Origin of the sequence: Quadrisphaera granulorum (assembly GCF_003149145.1) — a bacterium.
Lineage (GTDB): Bacteria > Actinomycetota > Actinomycetes > Actinomycetales > Quadrisphaeraceae > Quadrisphaera > Quadrisphaera granulorum.
In genome coordinates, this window is the sequence record NZ_QGDQ01000010.1 from 94,373 (window position 1) to 116,498 (window position 22,126).

22 protein-coding genes are annotated in these 22,126 nt (G+C 72.9%); 11 read left to right on the forward strand and 11 right to left on the reverse strand.

The genetic code is table 11. The features are described from left to right. Window positions 1-160 precede the first annotated feature (160 nt). Both BXY45_RS09675 and panB read left to right on the forward strand, forming a co-directional pair. Window positions 161-1,981: an NAD+ synthase gene (locus tag BXY45_RS09675; RefSeq protein WP_109774120.1), complete on the forward strand. Its 1,821-nt coding sequence runs from the start codon at window positions 161-163 to the stop codon at window positions 1,979-1,981. After that, window positions 1,978-2,793 carry a 3-methyl-2-oxobutanoate hydroxymethyltransferase gene (gene panB, locus BXY45_RS09680; protein WP_109774121.1) on the forward strand — a complete coding sequence of 272 codons (816 nt, stop codon included), beginning with the start codon at window positions 1,978-1,980 and terminating at the stop codon, window positions 2,791-2,793. The genes BXY45_RS09675 and panB overlap by 4 nt, the downstream gene beginning before the upstream one ends. A 58-nt stretch (window positions 2,794-2,851) precedes the next feature. Here panB and BXY45_RS09685 read toward each other — a convergent pair whose 3' ends face one another. Both BXY45_RS09685 and BXY45_RS22880 read right to left on the reverse strand, forming a co-directional pair. Beyond that, complete coding sequence (locus BXY45_RS09685) at window positions 2,852-3,310, reverse strand: VOC family protein (RefSeq protein ID WP_109774181.1); 459 nt, start codon at window positions 3,308-3,310, stop codon at window positions 2,852-2,854. Between the two features lie 55 nt (window positions 3,311-3,365). Further along, window positions 3,366-3,539, reverse strand: coding sequence for an SPOR domain-containing protein (locus BXY45_RS22880; protein ID WP_119700374.1), 174 nt, complete (start codon window positions 3,537-3,539; stop codon window positions 3,366-3,368). Between the two features lie 19 nt (window positions 3,540-3,558). Here BXY45_RS22880 and map point away from each other — a divergent pair, with 19 nt between their 5' ends. Together map and ppgK are read left to right on the forward strand one after the other, a co-directional pair. Continuing rightward, window positions 3,559-4,467, forward strand: coding sequence for a type I methionyl aminopeptidase (map, locus tag BXY45_RS09690; protein ID WP_245961728.1), 909 nt, complete (start codon window positions 3,559-3,561; stop codon window positions 4,465-4,467). A 109-nt stretch (window positions 4,468-4,576) separates the two neighbouring features. Further along, a complete protein-coding gene (gene ppgK, locus BXY45_RS09695; RefSeq protein ID WP_109774183.1) occupies window positions 4,577-5,356 on the forward strand; it encodes a polyphosphate--glucose phosphotransferase in 780 nt (259 codons plus the stop codon). 175 nt (window positions 5,357-5,531) lie between these two features. Here ppgK and BXY45_RS09700 read toward each other — a convergent pair whose 3' ends face one another. Beyond that, window positions 5,532-6,488 carry a hypothetical protein gene (locus tag BXY45_RS09700; protein WP_109774123.1) on the reverse strand — a complete coding sequence of 319 codons (957 nt, stop codon included), beginning with the start codon at window positions 6,486-6,488 and terminating at the stop codon, window positions 5,532-5,534. 204 nt (window positions 6,489-6,692) lie between these two features. On the opposite strand from BXY45_RS09700, the gene BXY45_RS09705 reads away from it, so the two are divergent. From BXY45_RS09705 to BXY45_RS09720, 4 genes are all read left to right on the forward strand, one after another. Then, entirely contained in the window at window positions 6,693-7,106 is a 414-nt protein-coding gene (locus BXY45_RS09705; protein WP_109774185.1) for a hypothetical protein, read from the forward strand. A gap of 35 nt (window positions 7,107-7,141) precedes the next feature. After that, on the forward strand, window positions 7,142-7,315 hold the full coding sequence (locus BXY45_RS09710; RefSeq protein WP_109774124.1) for a CsbD family protein: 174 nt from the start codon (window positions 7,142-7,144) through the stop codon (window positions 7,313-7,315). Between the two features lie 267 nt (window positions 7,316-7,582). Next, the gene (locus BXY45_RS09715) at window positions 7,583-8,569 is read left to right on the forward strand and encodes a DUF2382 domain-containing protein (RefSeq protein ID WP_109774125.1); all 987 of its coding nucleotides are present in this window, start codon (window positions 7,583-7,585) and stop codon (window positions 8,567-8,569) included. Window positions 8,570-8,616: 47 nt separating this feature from the next. After that, window positions 8,617-9,072, forward strand: a complete 456-nt coding sequence (locus tag BXY45_RS09720) for a DUF2382 domain-containing protein (protein WP_170131422.1) — start codon at window positions 8,617-8,619, stop codon at window positions 9,070-9,072. 34 nt (window positions 9,073-9,106) lie between these two features. On the opposite strand, the gene BXY45_RS09725 is transcribed toward BXY45_RS09720, so the two are convergent. The 6 genes from BXY45_RS09725 to BXY45_RS09750 form a co-directional block, all read right to left on the reverse strand. Further along, entirely contained in the window at window positions 9,107-11,179 is a 2,073-nt protein-coding gene (locus BXY45_RS09725; protein WP_218566917.1) for a potassium transporter Kup, read from the reverse strand. Window positions 11,180-11,283: 104 nt separating this feature from the next. Further along, on the reverse strand, window positions 11,284-12,783 hold the full coding sequence (cls, locus tag BXY45_RS09730) for a cardiolipin synthase (RefSeq protein WP_211319414.1): 1,500 nt from the start codon (window positions 12,781-12,783) through the stop codon (window positions 11,284-11,286). An 88-nt stretch (window positions 12,784-12,871) separates the two neighbouring features. Further along, window positions 12,872-13,783, reverse strand: coding sequence for an alpha/beta hydrolase fold domain-containing protein (locus BXY45_RS09735; RefSeq protein WP_109774127.1), 912 nt, complete (start codon window positions 13,781-13,783; stop codon window positions 12,872-12,874). Next, window positions 13,780-15,204 carry an aldehyde dehydrogenase family protein gene (locus tag BXY45_RS09740; protein WP_211319415.1) on the reverse strand — a complete coding sequence of 475 codons (1,425 nt, stop codon included), beginning with the start codon at window positions 15,202-15,204 and terminating at the stop codon, window positions 13,780-13,782. The genes BXY45_RS09735 and BXY45_RS09740 overlap by 4 nt, the downstream gene beginning before the upstream one ends. After that, entirely contained in the window at window positions 15,191-15,661 is a 471-nt protein-coding gene (locus tag BXY45_RS09745) for an SRPBCC family protein (protein ID WP_109774128.1), read from the reverse strand. The genes BXY45_RS09740 and BXY45_RS09745 overlap by 14 nt, the downstream gene beginning before the upstream one ends. Further along, complete coding sequence (locus tag BXY45_RS09750; protein ID WP_109774129.1) at window positions 15,658-17,061, reverse strand: flavin monoamine oxidase family protein; 1,404 nt, start codon at window positions 17,059-17,061, stop codon at window positions 15,658-15,660. The genes BXY45_RS09745 and BXY45_RS09750 overlap by 4 nt, the downstream gene beginning before the upstream one ends. A gap of 95 nt (window positions 17,062-17,156) precedes the next feature. Here BXY45_RS09750 and BXY45_RS09755 point away from each other — a divergent pair, with 95 nt between their 5' ends. From BXY45_RS09755 to BXY45_RS09765, 3 genes are all read left to right on the forward strand, one after another. After that, window positions 17,157-17,783 (forward strand): TetR/AcrR family transcriptional regulator, encoded by a 627-nt coding sequence (locus BXY45_RS09755; RefSeq protein ID WP_170131423.1) that lies wholly within the window; start codon window positions 17,157-17,159, stop codon window positions 17,781-17,783. A gap of 140 nt (window positions 17,784-17,923) precedes the next feature. Then, a complete protein-coding gene (locus BXY45_RS09760) occupies window positions 17,924-19,006 on the forward strand; it encodes an alpha/beta hydrolase (RefSeq protein ID WP_211319416.1) in 1,083 nt (360 codons plus the stop codon). Continuing rightward, window positions 19,003-20,298 carry an MFS transporter gene (locus BXY45_RS09765; RefSeq protein ID WP_109774130.1) on the forward strand — a complete coding sequence of 432 codons (1,296 nt, stop codon included), beginning with the start codon at window positions 19,003-19,005 and terminating at the stop codon, window positions 20,296-20,298. Before BXY45_RS09760 ends, BXY45_RS09765 begins: the two co-directional genes overlap by 4 nt. A gap of 151 nt (window positions 20,299-20,449) precedes the next feature. Here BXY45_RS09765 and BXY45_RS09770 read toward each other — a convergent pair whose 3' ends face one another. Further along, entirely contained in the window at window positions 20,450-21,112 is a 663-nt protein-coding gene (locus BXY45_RS09770) for a class II aldolase/adducin family protein (protein ID WP_109774131.1), read from the reverse strand. Then, a complete protein-coding gene (locus BXY45_RS09775) occupies window positions 21,109-22,047 on the reverse strand; it encodes a carbohydrate kinase family protein (protein ID WP_109774132.1) in 939 nt (312 codons plus the stop codon). The genes BXY45_RS09770 and BXY45_RS09775 overlap by 4 nt, the downstream gene beginning before the upstream one ends. Window positions 22,048-22,126 lie beyond the last annotated feature (79 nt).

Sequence of the window (22,126 nt, forward strand, 5' to 3'; positions counted from 1 at the left end):
GGGTCGTCGTCGGAGAGCTGTGCAGCGTTGGCCCCTTGGGAGTGACGGATCCGTCACTCCCAAGGGGCCAACGCTGCACAGCTCCGCGCGACGGCACCCACACCCGCCGCCCGGGCGAATGCGCCGCGAGGGGAGGAGACACGCTGGTTAGGCTCGCCGCATGACGCAGCTGCGCCTCGCGCTGGCCCAGGTCAACGCCACGGTCGGAGACCTCACCGCCAACGCGGCCCTGGTCCGGGAGCACGCCGCGAGCGCCGCGGCCGCCGGCGCCGACCTGGTGGCCTTCCCCGAGATGGTGCTGACCGGCTACCCGGTGGAAGACCTGTCGCTGAGGACGTCGTTCGTCGAGGCGTCGCGCACCGCGGTGCAGCAGCTTGCGCGCGATCTCGCGGCGGACGGGCTGGGTGAGCTGCCCGTCGTCGTCGGCTACCTCGACCGGGTCACCGACCCCGAAACCCAGCTCGACGCCGAAGCGGCGGCCCGCGCCGGGTCCGGCCGTGACGAGCGGGGCGTGGTGGGCATGCCGAAGGGGCTGCCGCAGAACTGCGCGGCGGTGCTGCACCGCGGTCAGGTCGTGGCGCGGTACGCCAAGCACCACCTGCCGAACTACGGCGTCTTCGACGAGTTCCGCTTCTTCGTGCCGGGGCGTGACCTGCTGGTCGCGCGCATCGGCGGCGTGGACGTGGCGGTGGTCATCTGCGAGGACCTCTGGCAGGACGGCGGCCCCGTCGAGCGTGCCCGGGAGGCCGGCGCGGAGCTGCTGCTGGTGCTCAACGGCTCGCCGTGGGAGCGCGACAAGGACGACACGCGCCTGGCCCTCGCGCAGCGCCGCGCCGCCGAGGCCGGGTGCCCGCTGGCGTTCCTCAACCTCGTCGGTGGCCAGGACGACCTGGTCTTCGACGGCGACTCCCTCGTGGTGGCCGCCGACGGCGAGCTGCTGGCCCGCGGGGCGCAGTTCGCGGAGGACCTGCTGGTGCTGGACCTCGACCTCCCGCAGAACGGGCTCGACCCGCAGGCGCTCCCCGCGGGCGTGCAGCACGTCGTCGTCAGGGACCGGCCGGCGTCGCCGGGCAGCAAGCGTCCCGCCGTCGCCGTGGTGGAGCGCGAGCGCCTCGACCCGGTGGGCGAGGTGTGGGCGGCACTCCAGCTGGGCCTGGGCGACTACGTCCGTAAGAACGGCTTCCGGAAGGTCGCGCTGGGGCTGTCCGGCGGCATCGACTCCGCGCTCGTGGCGGCCATCGCCGTCGACGCGCTGGGGCCGGAGGCCGTCACGGGCATCTCGCTGCCGTCGTCGTACTCCTCCGAGCACTCCCGCACCGACGCCGACGACCTCGCCGAGCGCACCGGGCTGGACTACCGGACGATCCCCATCGCACCGATGGTCGACGCGTTCACCGCTGGCCTGAGCGACGCGATGAAGCTCTCGCCGGTGGCCGAGGAGAACCTGCAGGCGCGCGTGCGCGGCACCACGCTCATGGCGCTGAGCAACTCCGAGGGCCACCTCGTGCTGGCGACGTCGAACAAGTCCGAGCTGAGCGTGGGCTACTCCACGCTCTACGGAGACTCCGTGGGCGGCTACGCGCCGCTCAAGGACGTGCCGAAGATGCTCGTCTGGGAGCTGGCCCGGTGGCGCAACGCGCAGGCCGAGGCCCGCGGTGAGGTGCCGCCGATCCCGGAGAACTCCATCTCGAAGGTGCCCTCGGCGGAGCTGCGGCCCGGTCAGACCGACCAGGACTCCCTGCCCCCCTACGAGGTGCTCGACGACATGCTGGAGCACTACGTGGTGGGCGCGCAGGGCCGCAGCGAGCTGCTCGCGGCGGGCTTCGAGGCCGAGGTCGTCGACGAGGTCGTCGGGCTCGTCGACCGCGCGGAGTGGAAGCGGCGGCAGTTCGCCCCCGGCGTGAAGATCAGCTCGGTGGCGTTCGGGCGCGACCGGCGCCTGCCCATCACCACCCATTGGCGCGAGCAGCAGTCCCGATGAGCGAGCTGATCGCACCGAAGCGCGTGCGGGTCCACCACCTGCGAGAGATGAAGGCGGCCGGGCAGCCCATCACGATGCTCACCGCCTACGACGCGGTAACGGCCGACATCTTCGCCGAGGCCGGCGTCGACGTGCTGCTCGTGGGCGACTCCGTCGGTGACAACCTCCACGGCCACGCCACCACGCTCCCGGTCACCGTGGAGGACCTGCTCCCCCACGTGCGGGCAGTCGCGTCGCGGGGTGGGCGGCCGTTCGTCGTCGCCGACCTGCCGTTCGGCTCGTACGAGGAAGGGCCGGCACAGGCGCTGCGGACGGGCGTGCGGATGCTCAAGGAGGGCCTCGCCCACGGCGTGAAGCTGGAGGGCGGCCGACGGGTGGCGGCATCCGTCAAGGCGCTGGTCGAGGCGGGCATCCCCGTCATGGGGCACCTCGGCTTCACGCCGCAGTCGGTCAATGCCATGGGCGGCCCGCGCGTGCAGGGCCGCGGAGCCGCCGCCGACGCGCTGCTCGCCGACGCGCTCGCGCTCCAGGAGGCCGGCGCGTTCGCCGTCGTCCTGGAGGTGGTGCCGGGACCGGTGGCCGAGCGGGTCACCGCGGCGCTGGACATCCCCACCATCGGGATCGGGGCCGGTGCGGGCTGCGACGGGCAGGTGCTCGTGTGGCTGGACATGGCGGGCCTGTCGGCGCGCTCACCGAAGCTGGCCAAGGCCTACGCGGACCTGCGCACGGCGCTGCGCGAGGCGGCGCAGGAGTACGCGGCGGAGGTCCGCTCGCGCGCCTTCCCCGGCCCGGAGCACACCTTCCCCGAGTAGGTCCCCTCCCGCGACGATCAAGGAAGCTGTGCACGCCCCCCGGGGGCGGCGGGCGGTGTCAGCTGACGCAGAGCTCGTTGCCCTCGGGGTCGGTCATGACCACCCAGCGCTGCGGGCCCTGCCGGCCCTCGCCCGCGCGGGCAGCCCCCAGTGCCTCCAGGCGGGACACCTCGGCGTCCACGCGCTCCGGCCCCACGTGCAGGTCGAGATGCACCCGGTTCTTCACCGACTTCGGCTCGGGAACCCGCTGCAGATACAGCCGCGGCCGCATCCCGCCGGGGTCACGGGCCGCCGCGGCGTCGCGCCAGACCAGCACGCCCCCGCGCTCCAGGACGTCAGCGTCGGTGGCGTAGCCGGCCTCCAGCATGCGCCGGGCCAGCGGCTCGACGTCTTCCACCTCGTAGCCCAGGGCCGCGGCCCAGAACTCCGCCTGCGCGTGGGGATCAGCGCAGTCGATGACCACCTGCACGCCCGGCACGGCCCTCGGCGCCGTGGAAGCGCCTTCCTCGTCGCTCATGACGACGACGCTAGACGCCGCCCCCGACACGCGCCGCCGCACAAGCCTCCCCGGGTCAGTCCTCCTCGGCGCGGTCCCACGCCTCGGACTTCTCGCGGGCCGTCTGCAGCGCCCGCTCCGCCTGCTCGCGGGTGGCGTAGGGGCCCATGAGGGTGGCGCCGGGCTTGAGGTGGCCGACGTCGACCTGCCCGGTCTTGGTGTTGAACCAGTACTGCTGCCCGTCGCTCATGCGCGTGATCGTCCTCCGGGTGCCTGCAGCGCGCGACCTAGACTCCCCCGCCGTGCCGCAGCGCGCCCCCTTCCTCACGGCCGGTCGTGTCAGTCCCCGCCGGCCGGTGCCCGCGGGCATCGATCGCCCCGAGTACGTCGACAAGCCGCGTCCAGCGCCGTATCGCGGTTCCCACGTGCAGCCCGCGGAGGTGGTCGAGCGCATGCGAACGGCCTGCCGGATCGCGGCCCAGGCGGCACAGGCGGGCGGCCGGCACGTGCAGCCCGGCACCACGACGGACGCGATCGACGCCGTCGTCCACGAGTTCCTCCTCGACCACGGCGCCTACCCGTCCACGCTCGGCTATCGCGGCTTCCCCAAGTCGTGCTGCACGAGCGTCAACGAGGTGGTCTGCCACGGCATCCCCGACGACAGGCCGCTCGCCGAGGGCGATGTGTGCAGCATCGACGTCACCGCGTACGTCGTCCTCGATGGCATCGGGGTGCACGGCGACACGTGCGTGACGTTCGGCGCCGGCGAGCTCGACGACGCCAGCGCGCTGCTCATGGAACGCGCCCGCGCCGCCACCGACCGCGGCATAGCGGCGGTGCGCCCAGGCCGGGAGGTCAACGTCATCGGCAGGGTGGTCGAGACGTTCGCACGCCGGCACGGCTACGGCTCGGTGAAGGAGTACACCGGTCACGGCATCGGCACGGCGTTCCACTCCGGCTTGGTCATCCCCCATCACGACGCCGCTCCCGCCCACGCAGACGTCATCGAGACCGGCATGACCTTCACCGTCGAACCCATGATCACCGAGGGCAGCGCCGCGGTGGAGGTCTGGGACGACGGCTGGACCGTGGTCACCCGCGACCGCGGCCGCGTGGCCCAGTTCGAGCACACGGTGCTGGTCACCGAGACCGGAGCTGAGGTCCTGACGCTGCCGTGAGTCGGAGGTCCGGCTAGCCTGCGGCACCGTGGCACCCGAGACCTCCACCGAGCCGACGACGCAGCCCACCACCGACGCGGGCTCCGCGCCCGGCAGCGCCGCAGGCGCGCTGACCGGCACCGGGATCGGCATCGACATCGGAGGGTCCGGCATCAAGGGCGCTCCCGTGGACCTCGCGACCGGTGAGTTCTCCGGTGAGCGGATCCGCATCCCCACCCCGCAGCCGTCCACGCCGGACGCCGTCTCCCGGGTGGTCAAGGACATCGTCGACCAGATCAGCGCGCAGCTGCCCGAGGGCGGCGCCGGGATCCCCGTGGGCATCACGTTCCCCGCCGTCATCCAGCACGGCGTGGCCCGCACCGCCGCCAACGTCGACAAGAGCTGGATCGACTTCGACGTCGCCACCCTCATGACGGCGGTCACCGGCCACCCGGTGCATGTCGTCAACGACGCCGACGCCGCCGGCATCGCCGAGGCCCGCTACGGCGCCGCGAAGGGCGTCAAGGGCGTCGTCGTCCTCGCCACCCTGGGCACGGGCATCGGCACCGCGGTGATGGTCGACGGCGTGTTGCTGCCCAACACCGAGCTGGGTCACCTCGAGGTGGACGGGCACGACGCCGAGACCCGCGCCTCCGACGCCGCCCGCGAGCGCGACGACCTTTCCTGGTCGCACTGGGCCAAGCGCCTCAACAGGTACTTCTCCAGCCTCGAGGCGCTGCTGTGGCCCGATCTCATCGTCGTCGGTGGTGGGGTCTCCAAGAAGTCGGAGAAGTTCCTGCCCGAGCTGAGCCTGCGCACGCCGATCGTGCCGGCGCAGCTGCTGAACTCCGCGGGCATCGTCGGCGCCGCGGCGCTGGCCAGCGAGCAGCAGCGCTCGTCGGGCAGCTAGCCCGACACCCTCGCCGGCGGGGCGGCTCCGTGCCGGGAGCTGTGCAGCGTTGGCCCCTTCAGCGTGAGCAGTCGCTCACGCTGAAGGGGCCAACAGAACGCAGCTCCCATCAGGCGCTCTCCCAACACTGCGACGGCCGCTGAGGCCCCGCGTCGGCGATCCCGGAGTGACCGATCTAGCGAGAGGCGCTGGCGTCCGCGCTCGCCTGCGGCGCCGAGCCGGTCAGTGCCTGCGGTACTGAGGACGACGACGGGGACGACGGCGCCGCCGCGCCGTCTCCGACGGACGAGGTGTCGGTGGGGGCCGGCGCCGAGAGCGTCGAGGTCCCCGACCGCGACGACGAGCCGTTCACCGCACCGCTCGTCGAGCCAGTCGCTGCGGACGGCCCCGTCGAGGACTCGCTCGGCGCTGCACTCGACGGGGCCGTCGAGGACGCAGGGTCCGAGGCCCCCGCACCCGGCCCGGTGGAGCTGCCGTCCGGCCCGCCAGAGCCGGTGGAGGGCTGGCCGTCGGGAGACGGCGTGGCGGTGGCACTGCTGCTCTGGCCCTCACCCGGACCCACCAGCGAGCCGTCGGAGGCACCGGCACTGCCGGAGGGGCCAGTACTCCCGGAAGTGCCAGCGCTCCCGGAGCCGTCACCGGACGAGCCGCCCAGGGTGCGGCCGGAGCTGACGTCCAGCGCGCCGTCGTCGTAGCTGCCGTCATCGAGGACGGCGGCAGGGTCGGTGGCCTCGACGCGCAGCCCCTTCGGGTCGAGCACGACGCCGGCGCCGGGCAGGATCGGCCCCTCGGGGTCGACGGCGGTCAGGGGAGCCTGGACCTCCACGACGGTCGCCAGGCGCGCCGCCTGGATGGAGCTGAAACGATTCCGCACCGCGCGGGACGCTTCCGCGGCGCCCGGCTGAGCTCCCGCGCCGGCGGCCTGCGCGCCGTCGGAGCCCTGCACGGCGGACCCTGCGGCGACCGATCCGCCGCCGGAGTTCGAGCCACCGCCCGGGACGAGAGCGTCGGGCACTCCGCCCAGCGAGATGGTCAGCGTGGCCGCGACGAGCAAGCCCGCCACCCCCAGGGCGATGCCCTCGGCGGGGTGCGCAAGGCGGAGGCCGGAGCCTCGTTTCGCCCGTCGACCCACCGTGCTCCTCCGCGTCGCCACCGCGCGGGCGGTCGCCGCGCTGCGCACCCACGGTAGTCAGCAGATGCGCACCCCAGCGGAAGTTCACCGGATCGGCGCCGGTCGCGGCGGAGTGTCGCCCTGACTAGCGTGGCGCTCTGCAGCGGGTGCGAGCGCCCGCGCGGCCCACCGAGCCCGCCCCTCCCGGAGGAGTCACACGTGCGCATGTCCCACCTGCCGGCCCGCATCGCCAGCGGCGCTTACATTCTCAACTCGGGCCTGTCCAAGCGGAACGCCTCACCGGAGACGGCGGCTGGTCTGCACGGCTTCGCGACCACTGCCTACCCGTTCCTGCAGCAGGTGGAGGCCCAGAAGTTCGTCAAGGCGCTCTCCACCGCGGAGATCGCACTCGGCGCGGCGCTGCTGGTGCCGTTCGTGCCCACGCGTCTGGCCGCCGCCGGTCTGGCGGCGTTCAGCGGTGGCCTGCTGGGGCTCTACCTGCGGGTGCCGGGCATGCGCGAGCCGGGCAGCCTGCGCTGGACCGAGCAGGGCCAGGCCATCGCGAAGGACGTCTTCCTCGCCGGCATCGCCGGCACCCTTCTGGCAGACACCGATCGACGTGCGAAGGACGCCTCGTGAGCTGAGGATCGGAGCACCCCACGGAAGGAGGGCGCATGTCCGCCATCGACAAGGTCAAGAATGCCGCTCAGGAGGCCGCCGGCAAGGTCAAGGAGGCGGTCGGTGAGAAGTCCGGCAACCGAGACCTGCAGGCCGAGGGCCAGCGCGACCAGGTCGCCGGTGACCTGAAGCAGCGCGGCGAGCACGTCAAGGACGCGTTCACGCGCTGACATCTCAGGCCGCTGAGGGCGCCCACTCCGAACGGGGTGGGCGCCCTCAGCACGTCCGGGCCGGGTCCAGTGCGTCCCCGCGCGGCTCATGCGTGATCGGTTCGCGGTGAGGGGCACGCGCTGCAACCGTGGAGCCACGTCGGGTGGCGCCGCAGAACCCTGGTGGTCCCGACGCGGGAACGGTGAATGTCGCCGTCTCCACCCGGTCGGCGTTCGCCCCGACGCCCTGTGGCGCCATTCGCCGGCCGGTGGCTCCGAGGAGGATCCATGGCCAGCGGAAGCAGCTTCGACGTCGACACCCTGCGACGGGCCACCGTCGTCGCCTCAGACAGCTCCAAGATCGGCAGGGTCGGCGAGGTCTACCTCGACGACGCCACCGACAAGCCCGAGTGGGTCACCGTACGCACCGGTCTGTTCGGCACCTCCGAGACGTTCGTGCCGCTCGCCGGCGCGACGTCGGAGGGTGACGACCTGCGGGTGCCGCACACCAAGGACGTCGTCAAGGACGCCCCGCGCACGGACGCCGACGGCGAGCTGACCCCCGAGGAGGAGCAGCGGCTGTACCGCCACTACGGGATGGCCGACGACACGACGGCGAGGACGACGGCTGAGACCACGGCTGAGACCACGGCGGGGACCACGGGCGCCGAGCACCTGCGAGGTGAGGGCGCTGGCTACGCGGACGGGTCGGGCCAGCACCGCGGCGAGTACGAGGGCCTCGACGAGCTCGGGGCCGCCCAGGGCACCGCGGGCACCGGCACGGGGACGGCCAGAGACACAGGCGCGGGCATAGGCACGACCGGCCCCAGGTCAGCGCGGGGTCACGACACCTCCGGCCCGAGCACCGACGACGCGATGACCCGCTCCGAGGAGCGGATGCACGTCGCCACCGAGCGCCGGGAATCCGGCCGCGCCCGTCTGCGCAAGCACGTCGTCACCGAGACGCAGACCCGGCAGGTGCCCACCAGCCACGAGGAGGTCACGCTCGAGCGCGAGCCGATCACCGCTGGCAACCGCGAGTCGGCGACGTCCGGGCCGGAGCTCAGCGAGGAGGAGCACGAGGTGGTGCTCCACGAGGAGGTGCCGGTGGTCTCCACCACCGTGGAGCCCGTCGAGAGGGTCCGCGTGGGCACCGAGGAGGTGCGCGAGGAGCGCCCTGTCTCCGCTGACGTCCGCAAGGAGGAGATCGACCTCGACGCCGACGCTCCCCGCGCCGAAGCCGGCCGCGCGGACACCCGTCGCGACCGCCGCTGAGCCCCGCTGACCACGAGACCGAGAACGCGTCTCGCCGGCGGCTCCCCGTGACAGCCCCCCACGATCCAGGCGACTCCGGTGACTTCGATGACTCAGCCGAGGTCGTGCTGTCGGCCGAGGGCATCCACCTCGCGGTGCGGCGCGTGCCCCGTGAGCGCGTGCGGGTGCGGCGGGAGGTCGTCACCGAGGAGGTGCTCCTGCGGGTGGAGGTGCGCCGGGAGGTGCTCCGCGTCGAGCGGGAGCCGGTAGAGGACTCCACCGTCGGGGTCGGTGGGGCGCCGCCGGCCCCGTCGGTGGAGCTCGTGCTGTCCGAGGAGCGGCCGGTGGTGCACCTGGAGGTGGTCCCGTACGAGCGGGTCCGCGTCGGGGTGAGGTCCGTGCCGGGCACCGCCACCGTCACGACGCCCCGCCGGCGTGAGGTCGTCGACATCAGCACCGACGACGCCGGCACCGACGAGACCGACGCAGACCCGGCCGGCACGGACCCGACGAGTGAACCGTGAGCCCCGGCCCAGCGAGAACCCCGCCGAGGCGGTGTCAGACCTCGATGCGCGAGCCCATCACCACGGTGCGGGCCGCGGGCAGGTCGAAGGAGCGGGCCGCGTCGGTGGTGAGCCGCGCGGTAGCGGTGAACAGGCCCCGCTGCCAGCGCGGCAGGTGCACCTGGGGCACTCCGTGGCCGTCGCCGTCGTCGTCCCCGGAGGCCCTGCGCAGTTCGATGGTGGACAGGAACCACGAGGCGCCCTCGAGGTCGAGGTCGAGGCCCTCACGCTCCCGCAGCACCGCGAGCGCGTCGGGCACGTCGGTGCGCTGCATGTAGCCGAAGCGGAGCACCACCTGCAGGGGGTCGCCGGGGCGGCCGGGTCGGCCGGGGGCCTCTTCGTGGCCGGCGTCGTCGTGAGGCGGAGGGAGCACTCGGGCGACCTCGTCCAGGGGCACGTAGGGAGACTGCGCGGTCTCCACCGCCACGAGCACCACCTGCTCGTGCAGCACGTGGAGGTGCTCCACGGTGGCGCGCATGGCCAGCGGGGCGGTGCTGGTGCCGTCGTCGGAGGCGCGGTTGAGGTAGATGGCAGTGCCGGGCACCCGGGCCACGCCCGCCTCGTGCACCTGGGTGAGCAGAGCCGAGAGCGGCCCCTCGTGGTGGGTGCGCAGGCGGGTGACCACCACGCGGCCACGCGCCCACGTGCTCATGACGGTGAACAGCGCCGCGCCGATGACCAGCGGCACCCAGGCACCGTGGGCGAGCTTGCTCAGGCCCGCGGCGAGGAACAGGAGCATGAGCAGCGCCATCGCACCGCCGCCGAGGTAGACCACCGGCCGCGGCCAGGACCACTGGTGCGCCGCCACCACCGTGATGATCGAGGTGGTGATGAGGATGGTGCCGGTCACCGACATCCCGTACGCGAAGGCCAGCGCCGCCGACGACTCGAAGGCCGCGACGAGCAGCACCACGGCCACCATGAGCGCCCAGTTCACCCACGGCACGTAGATCTGGCCGATGGTGTGCGCGGACGTGTGGGTGATCCGCAGCCGCGGCAGGTAGCCCAGCCGCACCGCCTGCCGCACGGCCGAGAACGCGCCGGTGATGACGGCCTGGGAGGCGATGACGGTGGCCGCCGTGGCGAGCACGACGACGGGCAGCAGCGCCCAGGAGGGCATCGACCTGAAGAACGGGGCTGTCACCGGACCGTCGGCAGACAGGTCGCCCAGGAGCAGCGCACCCTGGCCGGCGTAGGAGAGCAGCAGGGCCGGGTAGACGAGGAACAGCCACGCCCGCGAGATGGCGGGGCGGCCGAAGTGGCCGAGGTCGGCGTAGAGGGCTTCGGCGCCGGTCACCGACAGCACGACGGTCGCGAGCGCGAAGAACGCGATGCCCGGCTCGGCCAGGAAGAACCCGACCGCGTACGTGGGCGAGAGGGCCCGCAGCACGCCGGGGTTGCCGACCACCTGGGCCAGACCGGCGACGCCGATCACCGTGAACCACAGGGCCATGACGGGTCCGAACGCCGCGCCGACCTTGGCGGTACCGAACCGCTGCACCGCGAACAGCACCACGATGATCACCATGGTGACCGGGACGACGAAGGCCTTGAGGCCCGGGTTGACCACCTCCATGCCCTCGACGGCCGAGAGCACGGACACCGCAGGAGTGATCATGCTGTCGGCGAGGAACAGCGACGCCCCGGCGATGCCGGCCGCCGTGAGGCCCGCCACGAGGCGCGGGGAGAGCCTGCTGCCGTCGCGGCCGCGCCGGCCGAGCAGCGTGATCAGCGACATGAGGCCGCCCTCGCCGTGGTTGTCGGCGCGCAGCACCACGCCCACGTAGAGCACGGTCACCACCAGGGTCACCGACCAGAACACCATCGAGACGAGCCCGAGCACGTTGTCGGCGCTCAGCGGCACCGGATGGGGGTCGTCGGGGCTGAAGAGCGTCTGGATCGTGTAGATGGGGCTGGTGCCGATGTCGCCGAACACCACCCCCAGGGCGCCGAGCACGAGAGCGCTGCGGCCGGGGCCGTGCAGGCGCTCCCCGGACAGGCCGTGGGTGGCGGCGCGGTCCGTGCCCGAGGGGGCGGGGACCGCAGCGGCCGACGCGGAGGTGGTCACGATCTGCCAGTCAACTCCTCCTCGGGCCCCTCGCGCACGGTCTTGACGGTCTCCTGACCCTGCCCCGCTCGATCAGACCAGCGCCCGATCCGACCAGCGCTGATTCAGACCAGCGCGCTGGCCAGGCGGGCGAGCCCGTCGGCGGTGCGGGCGACGAGGTCGCGCCGTCCCCACTCGGCGGAGGTGAGTTCGCGACTGCGGGAGCGGTAGAGGTCCTCCACGGACCGAAGCTGCCGGGAGAAGTCGGCGCCCCGCACGAGCACGGTCACCTCGAGGTTGAGCTCGAAGGAGCGCATGTCGAGGTTGGAGGAGCCGATGACGCCGATCTCGTCGTCCACGGACAGGGTCTTGGCGTGCAGCACGAACGGCGGCGGGTACATGAAGATCCGCACGCCGGAGCGCAGCAGCGCGTCGTAGTAGCTGCGCTGGGCGTGGTGCACGAGGGCTTGGTCGCCGCGCTCGGAGACGAACAGCTGCACGTCCAGGCCGCGCTCGGCGGCGCTGCGCATGGCCAGCAGCAGAGACTCGTCGGGCACGAAGTACGGGCTGACCACCACCGCCCGCTCCTGCGCCGCGTGCAGCAGCGACACGAACAGGCGCAGGTTGTTCTCCTGCTCGTACCCGGGGCCGCTGGGCACCACCTGCGCCTGCAGCGCACGGCGCGCGTCCGGGGCGGGCGGCACGTCGGTGCGCAGCCTGTCGTCGAGCAGCTCCCCCGTCTCGGAGAACCAGTCCGCGACGAAGACGGCGTCGAGCGCGGTGACGACAGGCCCCTCGAACCGGGCCATGACGTCCACCCAGCGGCGCCCCTTGCGGCGGTTGCTGCGCTTGCCGTAGGCGGCGTCGACGACGTTCTGACTACCGGTGAACGCGACGGCACCGTCCACCACGAGCAGCTTGCGGTGGTTGCGCAGGTCGATGCGCAGGGGCTCGGGTGTGGTGGGGAACACCGGCAGCATCCGCCGCCACAGCACCCCGGAGCTCTGCAACCGGCGCACCATCGCCCGATACCCCTTGACCCGCAGGCTCGCCAGGTGGTCGAACAGCACCCTCACCACGACGCCGCGGGCCGCCGCCCGCTCCAGCGCCGCGAAGAACGGCTCGGTGGTCTCGTCGAGGGCCAGGATGTAGAACTCGGCGTGCACGGAGTGCTGCGCGGCCTCCACCTCGGCGGTCATCGCCCACAGCGAGCCGACGTAGTCCTCCAGCAGGTCGGCGGTGTTCCCGGACAGCACCGGCATGGCGCCGAGACGCCGGTTCATGGCGTGGATGGTGCGCAGTACCGGCAGCTGCTCGTGCTCCGGCGTGAGGTGCACGGGCCGCTGGGCGGTGGTGCGTTCCAGCACCAGCTCGTCGAAGCGGCGCTGCTTCTCGCGCCGAGCGCGCGGCAGCTTGGGGCTGCCGATGAGCAGGAACGCCAGCAGCCCCAGGTAGGGGATGAGGACGACGGCGAGCACCCAGCCGAGCGCGGCCGAGGGCCGACGGTCGTTGGCGATGACGGCCGCGACCACCAGCCCGACGAGCACGCCGACGGCCACGACGAGCCACACCGCCCACTCGGGCAGGGAGTCGGGCAGGACCTCCGAGATCGGCAGCACGGACACCACTCCACCTCATCCAGCCGGTGCGAGACAGCCCAGTGCCGGACAGCCAGTGCCGGACAGCCAGCGCCGGACAGCCAGCGCGGTGCTGCTAGGCGAGGCGTTCCCGGACGATCCGCAGCGCGGCCTTCGACTCCGGCAGGAAGGGCACGGCGGCGAAGACGTGGAACGCGCCGGTGAACTCCGCGTGCCGCAGGTCCGCTCCCGCGGCCTCGGCCCGGTCGGCGAAGTCGCGGCAGTCGGCGAGGAACAGGTCGTGCGTGCCGATGAGCACGGTGGTGGGCGGCAGGGCTGCGAGGTCACCGTGCAGTGGGCTGACCCGGGGGTCGTCGAGCGGCAGGTTCCCCGCCCAGGCCCGGCCCGCCCACTGCAGACCGGGGACCGCCAGGCTCGGGTCGACCCTGTCCACCGCGGGGATCCCCGGGTTGTCCGTGCTCACGTCGAGCCACGGCGAGAAGAGCACCGCGTGCGCGACGATCCCCTGCCCGGCCAGCTGGAGCGCCACCGCCGCGGCGAGCCCACCACCGGCGGAGTCTCCGGCCACCACCACCGCACCGCCCGCCTCCTGCGCGGCGTCGCGGACGAACCGGACCGCCCAGTCCACCTCGGTCTCCGCGGTGGTCTGCGGGGCCAGTCGGTAGGCGGGCACGAGCACCCGGGCGTGGTTCTGGAGGGCGAGGGCAGCCACGAGGTCCCACTGCTCGGTCACCATGGGGTTGATGTAGGCCCCGCCGTGGAAGTAGACGATCGTCGTCGTCCTCGGTCCCTTCCTCGGGACAACGGCGACGACGTCGCGCTCCTCGTGCGACGACCGCGTGGTCACCACGGACCTCAGCACGCGCCTCGGCGGCGGCGCCTCACCGGCCGCCACGTTGACGAGTCGGTCCGCCTGAGTGGCCTCGACGCTCATCAGGGTCCGCTTGACCCCGCGCCGCCGCAGCACCACGTGCGCGACCCACCGCAGCAGTGAGGGACGGCTCCAGGTGGATCTGCTGACGCTCATCGAGCCAGCATCTCGACCACGGCCCGCCCGAGGGGCCCGAACGGCGGACTGAGCAGTCGCGTCGTGTCGGGGCGGGTCGGCTTGGAGAAGACGGCCTTCTCGTGGCTGAACGCGACCACCGACCGACGGCCGTGGTAGCTGCCCATCCCCGACGCGCCGACACCCCCGAAGGGGATGCCCGGCACGGCGAGGTGCAGCAGCGGCCCGTCGAAGCAGATCGCTCCCGAGCTCGTCTGCTCCGACCACGTGCGCCGCGACGCGGCGGACGCGGTGAAGACGTAGAGCGCCAGCGGCTTGTCACCCGCGGCCACCCGGGCAATGGCCTCCTCCTCGCCACTGACCTCGACGACCGGCAGGACGGGCCCGAAGACCTCCTCCTGCAGCAGCGGGTCGGTGTCGTCACGCACGACCACCGCTGTCGGGGCGATCCGCCGCTCGCCGCGGTCGGCGGTGCCCCCGAAGGCGGGGGCGTGCCCCGCGAGCAGGGACGTGAGCCTGTCGAAGTGCCGCTCGCTGACGATGCGGCAGTAGTCCTGCGACCGGATCGGCGCGGGTCCGTACATCCTGCGTGCTGCCGCCTCGATCTTGGGCAGAAGCTGCTCGAGGACGGCGGGCGTGGCGAGCAGGTAGTCCGGCGCGACGCACGTCTGCCCGGCGTTGGTGAACTTGCCCCACGCGATGCGGTCCGCGGCGACGTCGAGGTCCGCCGAGGCGTCCACGTACACCGGGCACTTGCCGCCCAGCTCCAGGACCACGGGCGTGAGGTGCTCAGCGGCCGCGGCCATGACCACGCGACCCACCCGGCCACTGCCGGTGTAGAAGATGACGTCGAACCGCTCCCGCAGCACGTCCGTCGTCTCCGGCACCCCACCTTCGACGACGACGACGGCACGCCGGTCGAGCGCCTCCGGCAGCAGCTCGGCGAGCAGGCGGGAGGTCGCCGGAGCCAGCTCGCTGGGCTTGAGCACGGCGCAATCGCCGGCTGCAAGCGCCCCCACCAGGGGCGAGAGCGTCAGGAGCAGCGGGTAGTTCCACGCGCCGATGATCAGCGCTACCCCCAGCGGTTCCAGCACCGTGCTCGCCGAGGCCGGCTGGAGGGCCAGCGGCACGCCGGAGCGCACGGGACGCAGCCAGCGCCGCAGGTGCCGCCTCGTGTGCTTGACCTCCATCTGGAGGAGCGCCACCTCGGTGGTCCGCGTCTCGAGGGGTGCCTTGCCGAGGTCGCGGCGGACGGCCTCCTCGAGGACGTCCCGGTGCTCCACGAGCATCCTCGAGAGGGCGTCGAGCTGTGCCAGGCGCCACCCAACGGGACGCGTGATTCCGGAGGCGAAGGTGCCGCGCAGCGCGGCGACCGTGGCCGCCGCGCTGCCTGACGCCACCCCGGTGACCCCGGTGACGTCGGTGACGTCAGGAGCCGGCACGGTCGCCCTGCTCGGCGGTGGCGGGAGCGGAGCCGGCCCGCTCCGCGAGCGCGTTCGTGACGACCAGACGCACCACCTCGGGCAGCCCACGGGCGATGCCGTTGCCCACGAGCACGCCGAACAGCGGCGCCAGCAGACCGCGCAGCTCCACGGCGTGCGTGACCTGCAGCCCGTGCTCGGTCTCGGTCATGGAGTGCGGGAACGACAGCCGCGCCAGCGGGAGGTTGATGACGAACTCCATCGCCCTCCCGGGCACGAGGCGCGTGAAGGTGATCGTCTGCCGGGGCGTGCCGTGGTTCTTCACCGTGCCGCGGGAGCCGACGCGCAGGTCGCTCGGGAGCTCAGCTGCGGCGAGGGACGGGTCGTCCTCCACCCACGCCGAGGCCGTGGTCCAGCGTCGCCACACGGCGTCGCGGGAGGCGGTGGTCAGTTCGGTGTGCTCGCGGCGCCAGGTCATGCGGGGGCTCCTTCGGTGGTGGGGTCGGCCTGGGTGGAGTCGGCCTGGGTGGAGATCGAGCGCAGCACCTCGACGGCGGCGCGCTCCCCGGCACGCACGGCGCCGTCCATGAAGCCGCTCCAGCGGTCAGCGGTCTCGGTGCCGGCCCAGTGGAGGGGCCCCACGGGCGTGGCGAGGTGGGAGTAGTAGGGGACGACGGCGCCCGCGGACGGCGCCGCGCAAGGGCCACCGCCGGTCCACGGGTCGGCGCCCCACTTCTGGTCGATGTAGCCGATGGGCTCCAGGGCCTTCGGTCCGTAGAGGTCGGCGAAGGAGGCGAGGGCTCGCACGCGCCGCTCGGCCTCAGGCAGCTCGTCCCAGGCGCGGCCCTGGGGGCCGCCGACAAAGCCGAGCAGCACGCCCTCGCGACTCTGGTGAGGGCTGGCGTCGAAGGTGATGAACACGGGGCCGCGGTCGGACAGCCCCTGGCCGGACAGACCCTGCTCGCGCCAGAACGGCGTCTCGTACACGGCGTACGCCTTGGACAGCACGCCACCGGGCCAGCGCTGCGCCATCTGCTCGTGCGCGGCGGGCAGCTCGGGGTTGAAACGGATCTTGCGGCGCATCGTCGGGGCGACGGCCAGCACGACGCGGCGTGCGCGGCAGCTGCCCCGGTCGGTGTGGACGAGCGCGCCGTCGTCGTCCCAATCGATGCGGGTCACCGGCTCGTCGGTGCGCACCGCGTCACCGAGCTGCTCGGCGACGCGCACCGCCACCTCGTGGGAACCCTGCACGAAGTGCGACTCCTGCGCGCCCCCGGCGGTGTCGAGCATGGAGGAGAGGCCACCGCACAGGTGGATGTAGTGGAGCACGTGGAGCAGCGAGACATGGTCGGCGTCGCAGCCCCACGTGGTGCGGCTGACCAGGTCGAACAGGTCGCGTGCGGTGCGGGAGGCGTGCTGTTGGCGCAGCCAGCCGCCGAGGGTCTGGGCGTCGAGGGCCGCGGCGCCGGGGGCGTCCTGCGGCCTGCCGCACGGCACCTGCCGGGCGGCCCGCTCGATCGTCGCTTGGATCCTGGCGACGTCCAGCAGGGCCGCGCCCAGCGGCGGGACGGTGCCCCGGTACCGCTTCACCTGGCTGCGCCAGCGCACGACGTTGGCGCCGGTGTCGTAGGTGTCGTAGAGGCTCACGCCCACCTCGGCGGCGAGGGCCACGATGCGGTCCTGGCCCGGTCCGACGAAGGTGCCACCGAGGTCGACGTGGACACCGGCCACGGTGGTGGACCAGACGCGTCCGCCGACGCGGTCGGCGGCCTCGTAGACCCGGGTGGTCAGGCCCAGTTGAGTGGCGCGGCGGGCGGCCGTCAGACCTGACAGGCCGGCACCGACGACGACGACGTCAACAAGGGGCGGTGTGCTCATGCGGTGTGCTCCTCAGGGACGATGCCGGAACTGACGATGACGTGGTGGTCAGCGGTGCAGATGCGGTTCGGAAAGACCGGGGAGAGGGGTGCGGCGTGGAGCCTGCGCAGAGGAACCTCCGCGCCCGCGGCCTGGCGCGGCGCACGCTGCTGCTCGAGGCGGCCGTGCGCGTGGTGAGCGCGAAGGGCGTCGGCGGGGTGACCCACCGGGCGGTCGCGGCCGAGGCGGGCGTGCCGGCGTCGTCGACGACGTACTTCTTCGAGTCTCTCGACGACCTCATCGGCGAGGCCGTGGCCCACGCCATGGAGGGTGAGTTGGGACGGCTGGAAGACCTGCGACGGCGGCTGCACGAGGAGCACCAGTCGGGGGCCTCCGCCATCGACCAGTTCGTGGAGCTGGTGCGCGTCGCCGAGGAGCAGCACACGGTGGCGCAGTTCGAGATGTACCTGTTCGCCTCGCGCCACCCGGCACTGCAGAAGCACGTGACGCGGATCCTGGAGGCGACCCGGTCGCTGGCCCGGGAGATGTGGGAGCTGGGCGGGGTGCAGGACCCGTCGGCCTCGACCGCGGCCGTGGCGATGATCGACGGGATGGCCCTGCACGGCATTGCCGGGGCGGGCCAGCAAGACTTCGCGGCGCTGGCGCGCGGGCTGCGCGCCCTGCTGGTCGGCTACGTGGCGTTGAACGCCGCCGACGGGCAGGCGCGCACTGATCGATCGTGAGGTCCCCACAGGCAGATACTTGCACGCTTGTCCCACAAAGTTGAATCCGCCGAGGGAATCCCCCCGACTGCCTTCCAGAATCTGCACATCTGTGCCATAAATGCCGGACCAGTCGAGCACGACCACGTTCGGAGGCCCCTGTGCTGGAGCGCCCGTCCCTGACAGACCACGCCCTGCGCACCGCCGCGCGCCTCCTCGGGCGGCTCCCTGAACCCGCGGTGCGACGCCTCGCCGGCCCGGCCGTGTCCGTGGAGGGCGTGCCGCTGGACCCCACGGTCCAGGTGTCCCTCAAGGTCATGAACTCCTCCCCGGGAGCGCACTTCGAGACGATGCCCGTGGCCGAGGCCCGCGCGGTCATCGAGGAGGAGGCCTGGACGTTCGCGAGCTCACTACAGCTTCCGGGCATCGAAGAGATCGACATCCCGACCCGCGGGGGCAGCGTGCGGGCCAGGGTCTACCCCGGCGCCGGGCAGGACCGCCCGAACGGCGTGCTCGTCTACTTCCACGGCGGCGGCTGGGTGCTGGGCTCCCTGGCCAGCGGTGACTCCGTCTGCCGCACCCTCGCCGCACGGGCGCGCGTCACCGTCGTCTCGGTCGACTACCGCCTCGCCCCCGAGCATCCCTTCCCCGCGGGTGTCAACGACTGCCTCGACGCGTTCCGGTGGGTCCGCGACCACGCCGCCACCTTCGGCTCCACGCCCGACCGGGTGGCCGTGGGCGGGGAGAGCGCCGGCGGGAACACCGCTGCCGTCGTCGCCCTCGACACCCGCGACGACGGCGGCAGCGGCAGCGGCCCCGCCTTCCAGCTGCTGTTCTTCCCGGTGACCGACCTTTCGCGCAAGTCCCGTTCCTACGAGCTGTTCTCCGACGGTTTCTTCCTCACCGAGGCGCAGATGGACTGGTACGCCGAGCACTACACCAGCGGCGGCGACTCCCTGGCCGACCCGCGCATCTCCCCGCTGCTCACCGACGACCTCTCCGACGCGGCGCCGGCGTACGTGGCTGTCGCCGGGTTCGACCCGCTGCGCGACGAGGGCGTCGCCTACGCCTCACGCCTGCGGGAGGCCGGAGTGCCGGTGGCGCTGGTCGAGCACCGCCACCAGATCCACGGCTTCGTCAATGCGTGCGGCGTCACCCGCGAGGGACTGGCCGCCGTCCACGACGCCGCAGACCACCTGCTCGCCGCGCTGACCTCGCCCACCGCCCCGCTGGCCTCCCGATGAGCGCGGCAGCAGGGGTGGAGATCGGGACGACGACGACGGCGGCGGCCGCAACGGCTGCTGCGCTCCCCCGCGTCCGTGCGGGGTGGATCGCGGCGTTCGCCACCGCGTGGCTGGGCGCCTGGATGGGCCAGATGGTTCCGCTGCAGCTGCTGCTTCCGCTGCAGATCGCCACGCAGAACCGCCAGGACGACTGGATCCGCTCGCTGGTGGCGTTCGGCGCGGTGACCGCGGTGGCCGGCGCGTTCGCCGTCGTCGCCTATCCCGTGGTCGGGGCTCTCAGCGACCGCACGACGTCACGGTTCGGGCGGCGGCGGCCGTGGGTGCTCGCCGGTGCGGTGCTGTCAGGGGTGGGCCTCGTCGGCCTCGGGCAGGCCCACCACGTGGTCGGCACCACGGTCTTCTGGACGCTCGCCGTGGTCGGGTTCTGCACGGCGTCGGCAGCGCTGTCCGCCGTCCTCGGAGACCGGGTGCCCGAGCACCAGCGCGGCCTCGTCTCGGGGTGGATCTCCGCACCCAACGCCGTCGGCCTGCTGCTCGGGCTGGTGCTGGCCACCACCGTGTTCACGACCATCCCCTCGGGCTACACCGCCATGGGCGTGGCCGCGGTGGTGCTGACGGTGCCGTTCCTGCTCATGATGCGCGAACGGCCACTGAGCGCGGCCGAGGCCGCGCAGCTGCCGCGGCTGCGCGGGCGGGTGCTGCTGGAGTCGCTGTGGGTCAATCCGCGCCGCCATCCCGACTTCGCGTGGACCATCACCAGCCGGGTGCTCGTCAACCTCGGCAACGCCTGCGCCACGACGATGCTCATCTACTTCTTCACCTACCAGCTGCACCTGGCTGACCCGGCCGGCTTCCTCGTAGCCACCACGCTGCTCTACATGGTGCTGACGTTCACCGCGTCCATCGCCTTCGGCAAGCTCAGCGACGTCATCGGCCGCCGGCGCCTGTTCGTGTGCTGGGCCGGGGTGGCGCAGGGCCTGTCGGCGGTGATCCTCGTGTTCTGGCCGTCGACCACCACGGCGTGGGTGGGTGCGGTGCTGCTGGGCCTGGGGCAGGGCTGCTTCTTCGCGGTCGACCAGGCGCTGGTCACCGACGTGCTGCCGTCGGCGCTCTCGCGCGGCAAGGACGTCGGCATCATGAACATCGCCTTCGCCGTGCCGCAGGCGCTGGGCCCGCTCGTGGGAGCCGGCGCCGTCGTCCTCTTCGGGGGTTTCGCAGGGCTGTTCATCGCCAGCGGCCTACTGGGCCTGCTCGGCGGGTTCGCGGTCTACCGCGTCAGGTCCGTCCCCTGACCCCACCCCCTCCCCCGTGACGATCAAGGAAGTTCTGCACGCCGGACCAGGGAGCGTGACGTGTCAGCGTGCACGACTTCCTTGATCGTCGCGAAGGGGTAGGAGCGACGTCGCGAAGGTGGGGCCGCGCTCGTGCGTACCGGTCGGGAGGTCAGGAACCGTCGACGGTGCGCGTGGTGCCGTAGCCGGTGCTGGCTGCGGCGACGACGACGGCGAGCTGCTCCTCCTCGGACAGCTCGCGCGGCGGCGCCACCGCGCGGGCGCGGAGGAAGATGTCGGCAGCCCACTCGAGCAGCTCGGTGTTGAGCACCGCGGAGGCGAGGTCGGCGCCGGTGGTCACTGCCCCGTGGTGGGCGAGGATCACGGCGTTCTTGTCGGCCAGGGCTTCGGTCACGGAGGCCGCGAGCTCGGCGGAGCCGAAGACGGCGAACGGCACCACCGGCACCTCCCCGCCCAGCGACAGCTGCTGGTAGTGCAGGCAGGGCAGGCGGTCGGTCACGAGCGAGAGCGCCACCGACGCGCTGGCGTGGGTGTGGACGACGGCGCCGACCGCCTCGTCGTCGTAGGCACCGAGGTGCAGCTGCAGCTCCGAACTCGGGACCAGCGTGCCCGCGATCACGCGCCCGGAAGCATCGACGACGGTGACGTCCTCCGGGCGGGCGTCGGCAAGCACCACGCCGGTGCCGGTGATCGCGATGCCGCCAGCCACGCGGGCACTGACGTTGCCGCCGGAACCCTTCACGAGACCGCATTGCGCCAGGTCACGGCACACCCCGACCACCTGGGCCCGGACGCTGTCAACGTCGGCGCTCACACCCGGCTCCCCAGCGCGAGCGCCACCGCCTCGACGCGGGCGTAGTCGTAGTCGCCGTGGTCGGTGCCGATCCCCGCCACGACGTGCGACGCCGTGGCGGAGCCGAAGCGCGCGGCCTCCTCCGCGGAGTGCCCGGCCAGGCTGGCCATGAGGAAGCCCGCGGAGAAGGCGTCGCCGCCGCCGCTGGTGTCGACCACCTCGGCCGGGGCGATCGGCACCTCGCTGACGCGACCGTCGTCGAGCACCAGCGTGGCCTCGCCGCCGTTCGTGATCGCCGCGCAGCGCGCGCCGAGGTCCGCGAGCGCCGTCGCGGCCTCGTGCAGCGTCGCGGCGCCGGTCCAGCCGAGCACCTGCTCAGCGTTGGGGAGCACCTGGTCGACCTCGGGCAGGAGCGGTCTGATGAGGCCGAAGAAGCCGGGGTCTCCGCCGATGAGGAAGTCGACGGAGGTCGTGGTGCCGTGGGCGCGGGCGAAGCGGAGCAGCTCCACGACGTTCTCCGGTCCGAGTAGCTCCGGGGCGCCGACGTGCAGGTGGTCGCTGGTGGCGATGAGGTCCCACGGCACCTCGTCGGCGGAGAACGGGGTCGCCCCGACCACGTGCAGCGCCGGGCGGGATCCGTCGGTGCGGATCGGCAGCACCGAGGCGGACGTGGGCAGCTCGCAGGTGCGCAGGTGGGTGGTGTCGACGCCGGCGCGAGCCAGCAGGTCGCTCAGGAGGCGACCGGCGGCGTCGTCGCCGATCGCCCCGACCGTGTGCACGCGCGCACCGAGCTTGGCCAGGACGACGGCGGTGCCGCCGGCCGGGCCGGCTGCGCAGACGTGGATCTCGTCGACAAGGGCGAAGCCCTGGCCTGGCGGGATCTCGTCGACCGGGAGCACCACGGTGTCGAGCACGTGCGCGCCGAGCGTGACGACCTGGGGATGGGTAGGCGCCAACGGGATCTCCTTCGATCACGTTCAGTGGGTCATCAGTACAGCTTCAGGACGGCGATGGCGCCATTCTCTTGCCATACGC

What these genes read in the sequence shown, in the direction of transcription:
- BXY45_RS09675 (WP_109774120.1), top strand. Translation starts at nt 161, where the DNA reads ATGACGCAGCTGCGCCTCGCGCTGGCCCAGGTCAACGCCACGGTCGGA.
- panB (WP_109774121.1), top strand. Translation starts at nt 1,978, where the DNA reads ATGAGCGAGCTGATCGCACCGAAGCGCGTGCGGGTCCACCACCTGCGA.
- BXY45_RS09685 (WP_109774181.1), bottom strand. Translation starts at nt 3,310, where the DNA reads ATGAGCGACGAGGAAGGCGCTTCCACGGCGCCGAGGGCCGTGCCGGGC.
- BXY45_RS22880 (WP_119700374.1), bottom strand. Translation starts at nt 3,539, where the DNA reads ATGAGCGACGGGCAGCAGTACTGGTTCAACACCAAGACCGGGCAGGTC.
- BXY45_RS09705 (WP_109774185.1), top strand. Translation starts at nt 6,693, where the DNA reads ATGTCCCACCTGCCGGCCCGCATCGCCAGCGGCGCTTACATTCTCAAC.
- BXY45_RS09710 (WP_109774124.1), top strand. Translation starts at nt 7,142, where the DNA reads ATGTCCGCCATCGACAAGGTCAAGAATGCCGCTCAGGAGGCCGCCGGC.
- BXY45_RS09715 (WP_109774125.1), top strand. Translation starts at nt 7,583, where the DNA reads ATGGCCAGCGGAAGCAGCTTCGACGTCGACACCCTGCGACGGGCCACC.
- BXY45_RS09735 (WP_109774127.1), bottom strand. Translation starts at nt 13,783, where the DNA reads ATGAGCGTCAGCAGATCCACCTGGAGCCGTCCCTCACTGCTGCGGTGG.
- BXY45_RS09745 (WP_109774128.1), bottom strand. Translation starts at nt 15,661, where the DNA reads ATGACCTGGCGCCGCGAGCACACCGAACTGACCACCGCCTCCCGCGAC.
- BXY45_RS09750 (WP_109774129.1), bottom strand. Translation starts at nt 17,061, where the DNA reads ATGAGCACACCGCCCCTTGTTGACGTCGTCGTCGTCGGTGCCGGCCTG.
- BXY45_RS09765 (WP_109774130.1), top strand. Translation starts at nt 19,003, where the DNA reads ATGAGCGCGGCAGCAGGGGTGGAGATCGGGACGACGACGACGGCGGCG.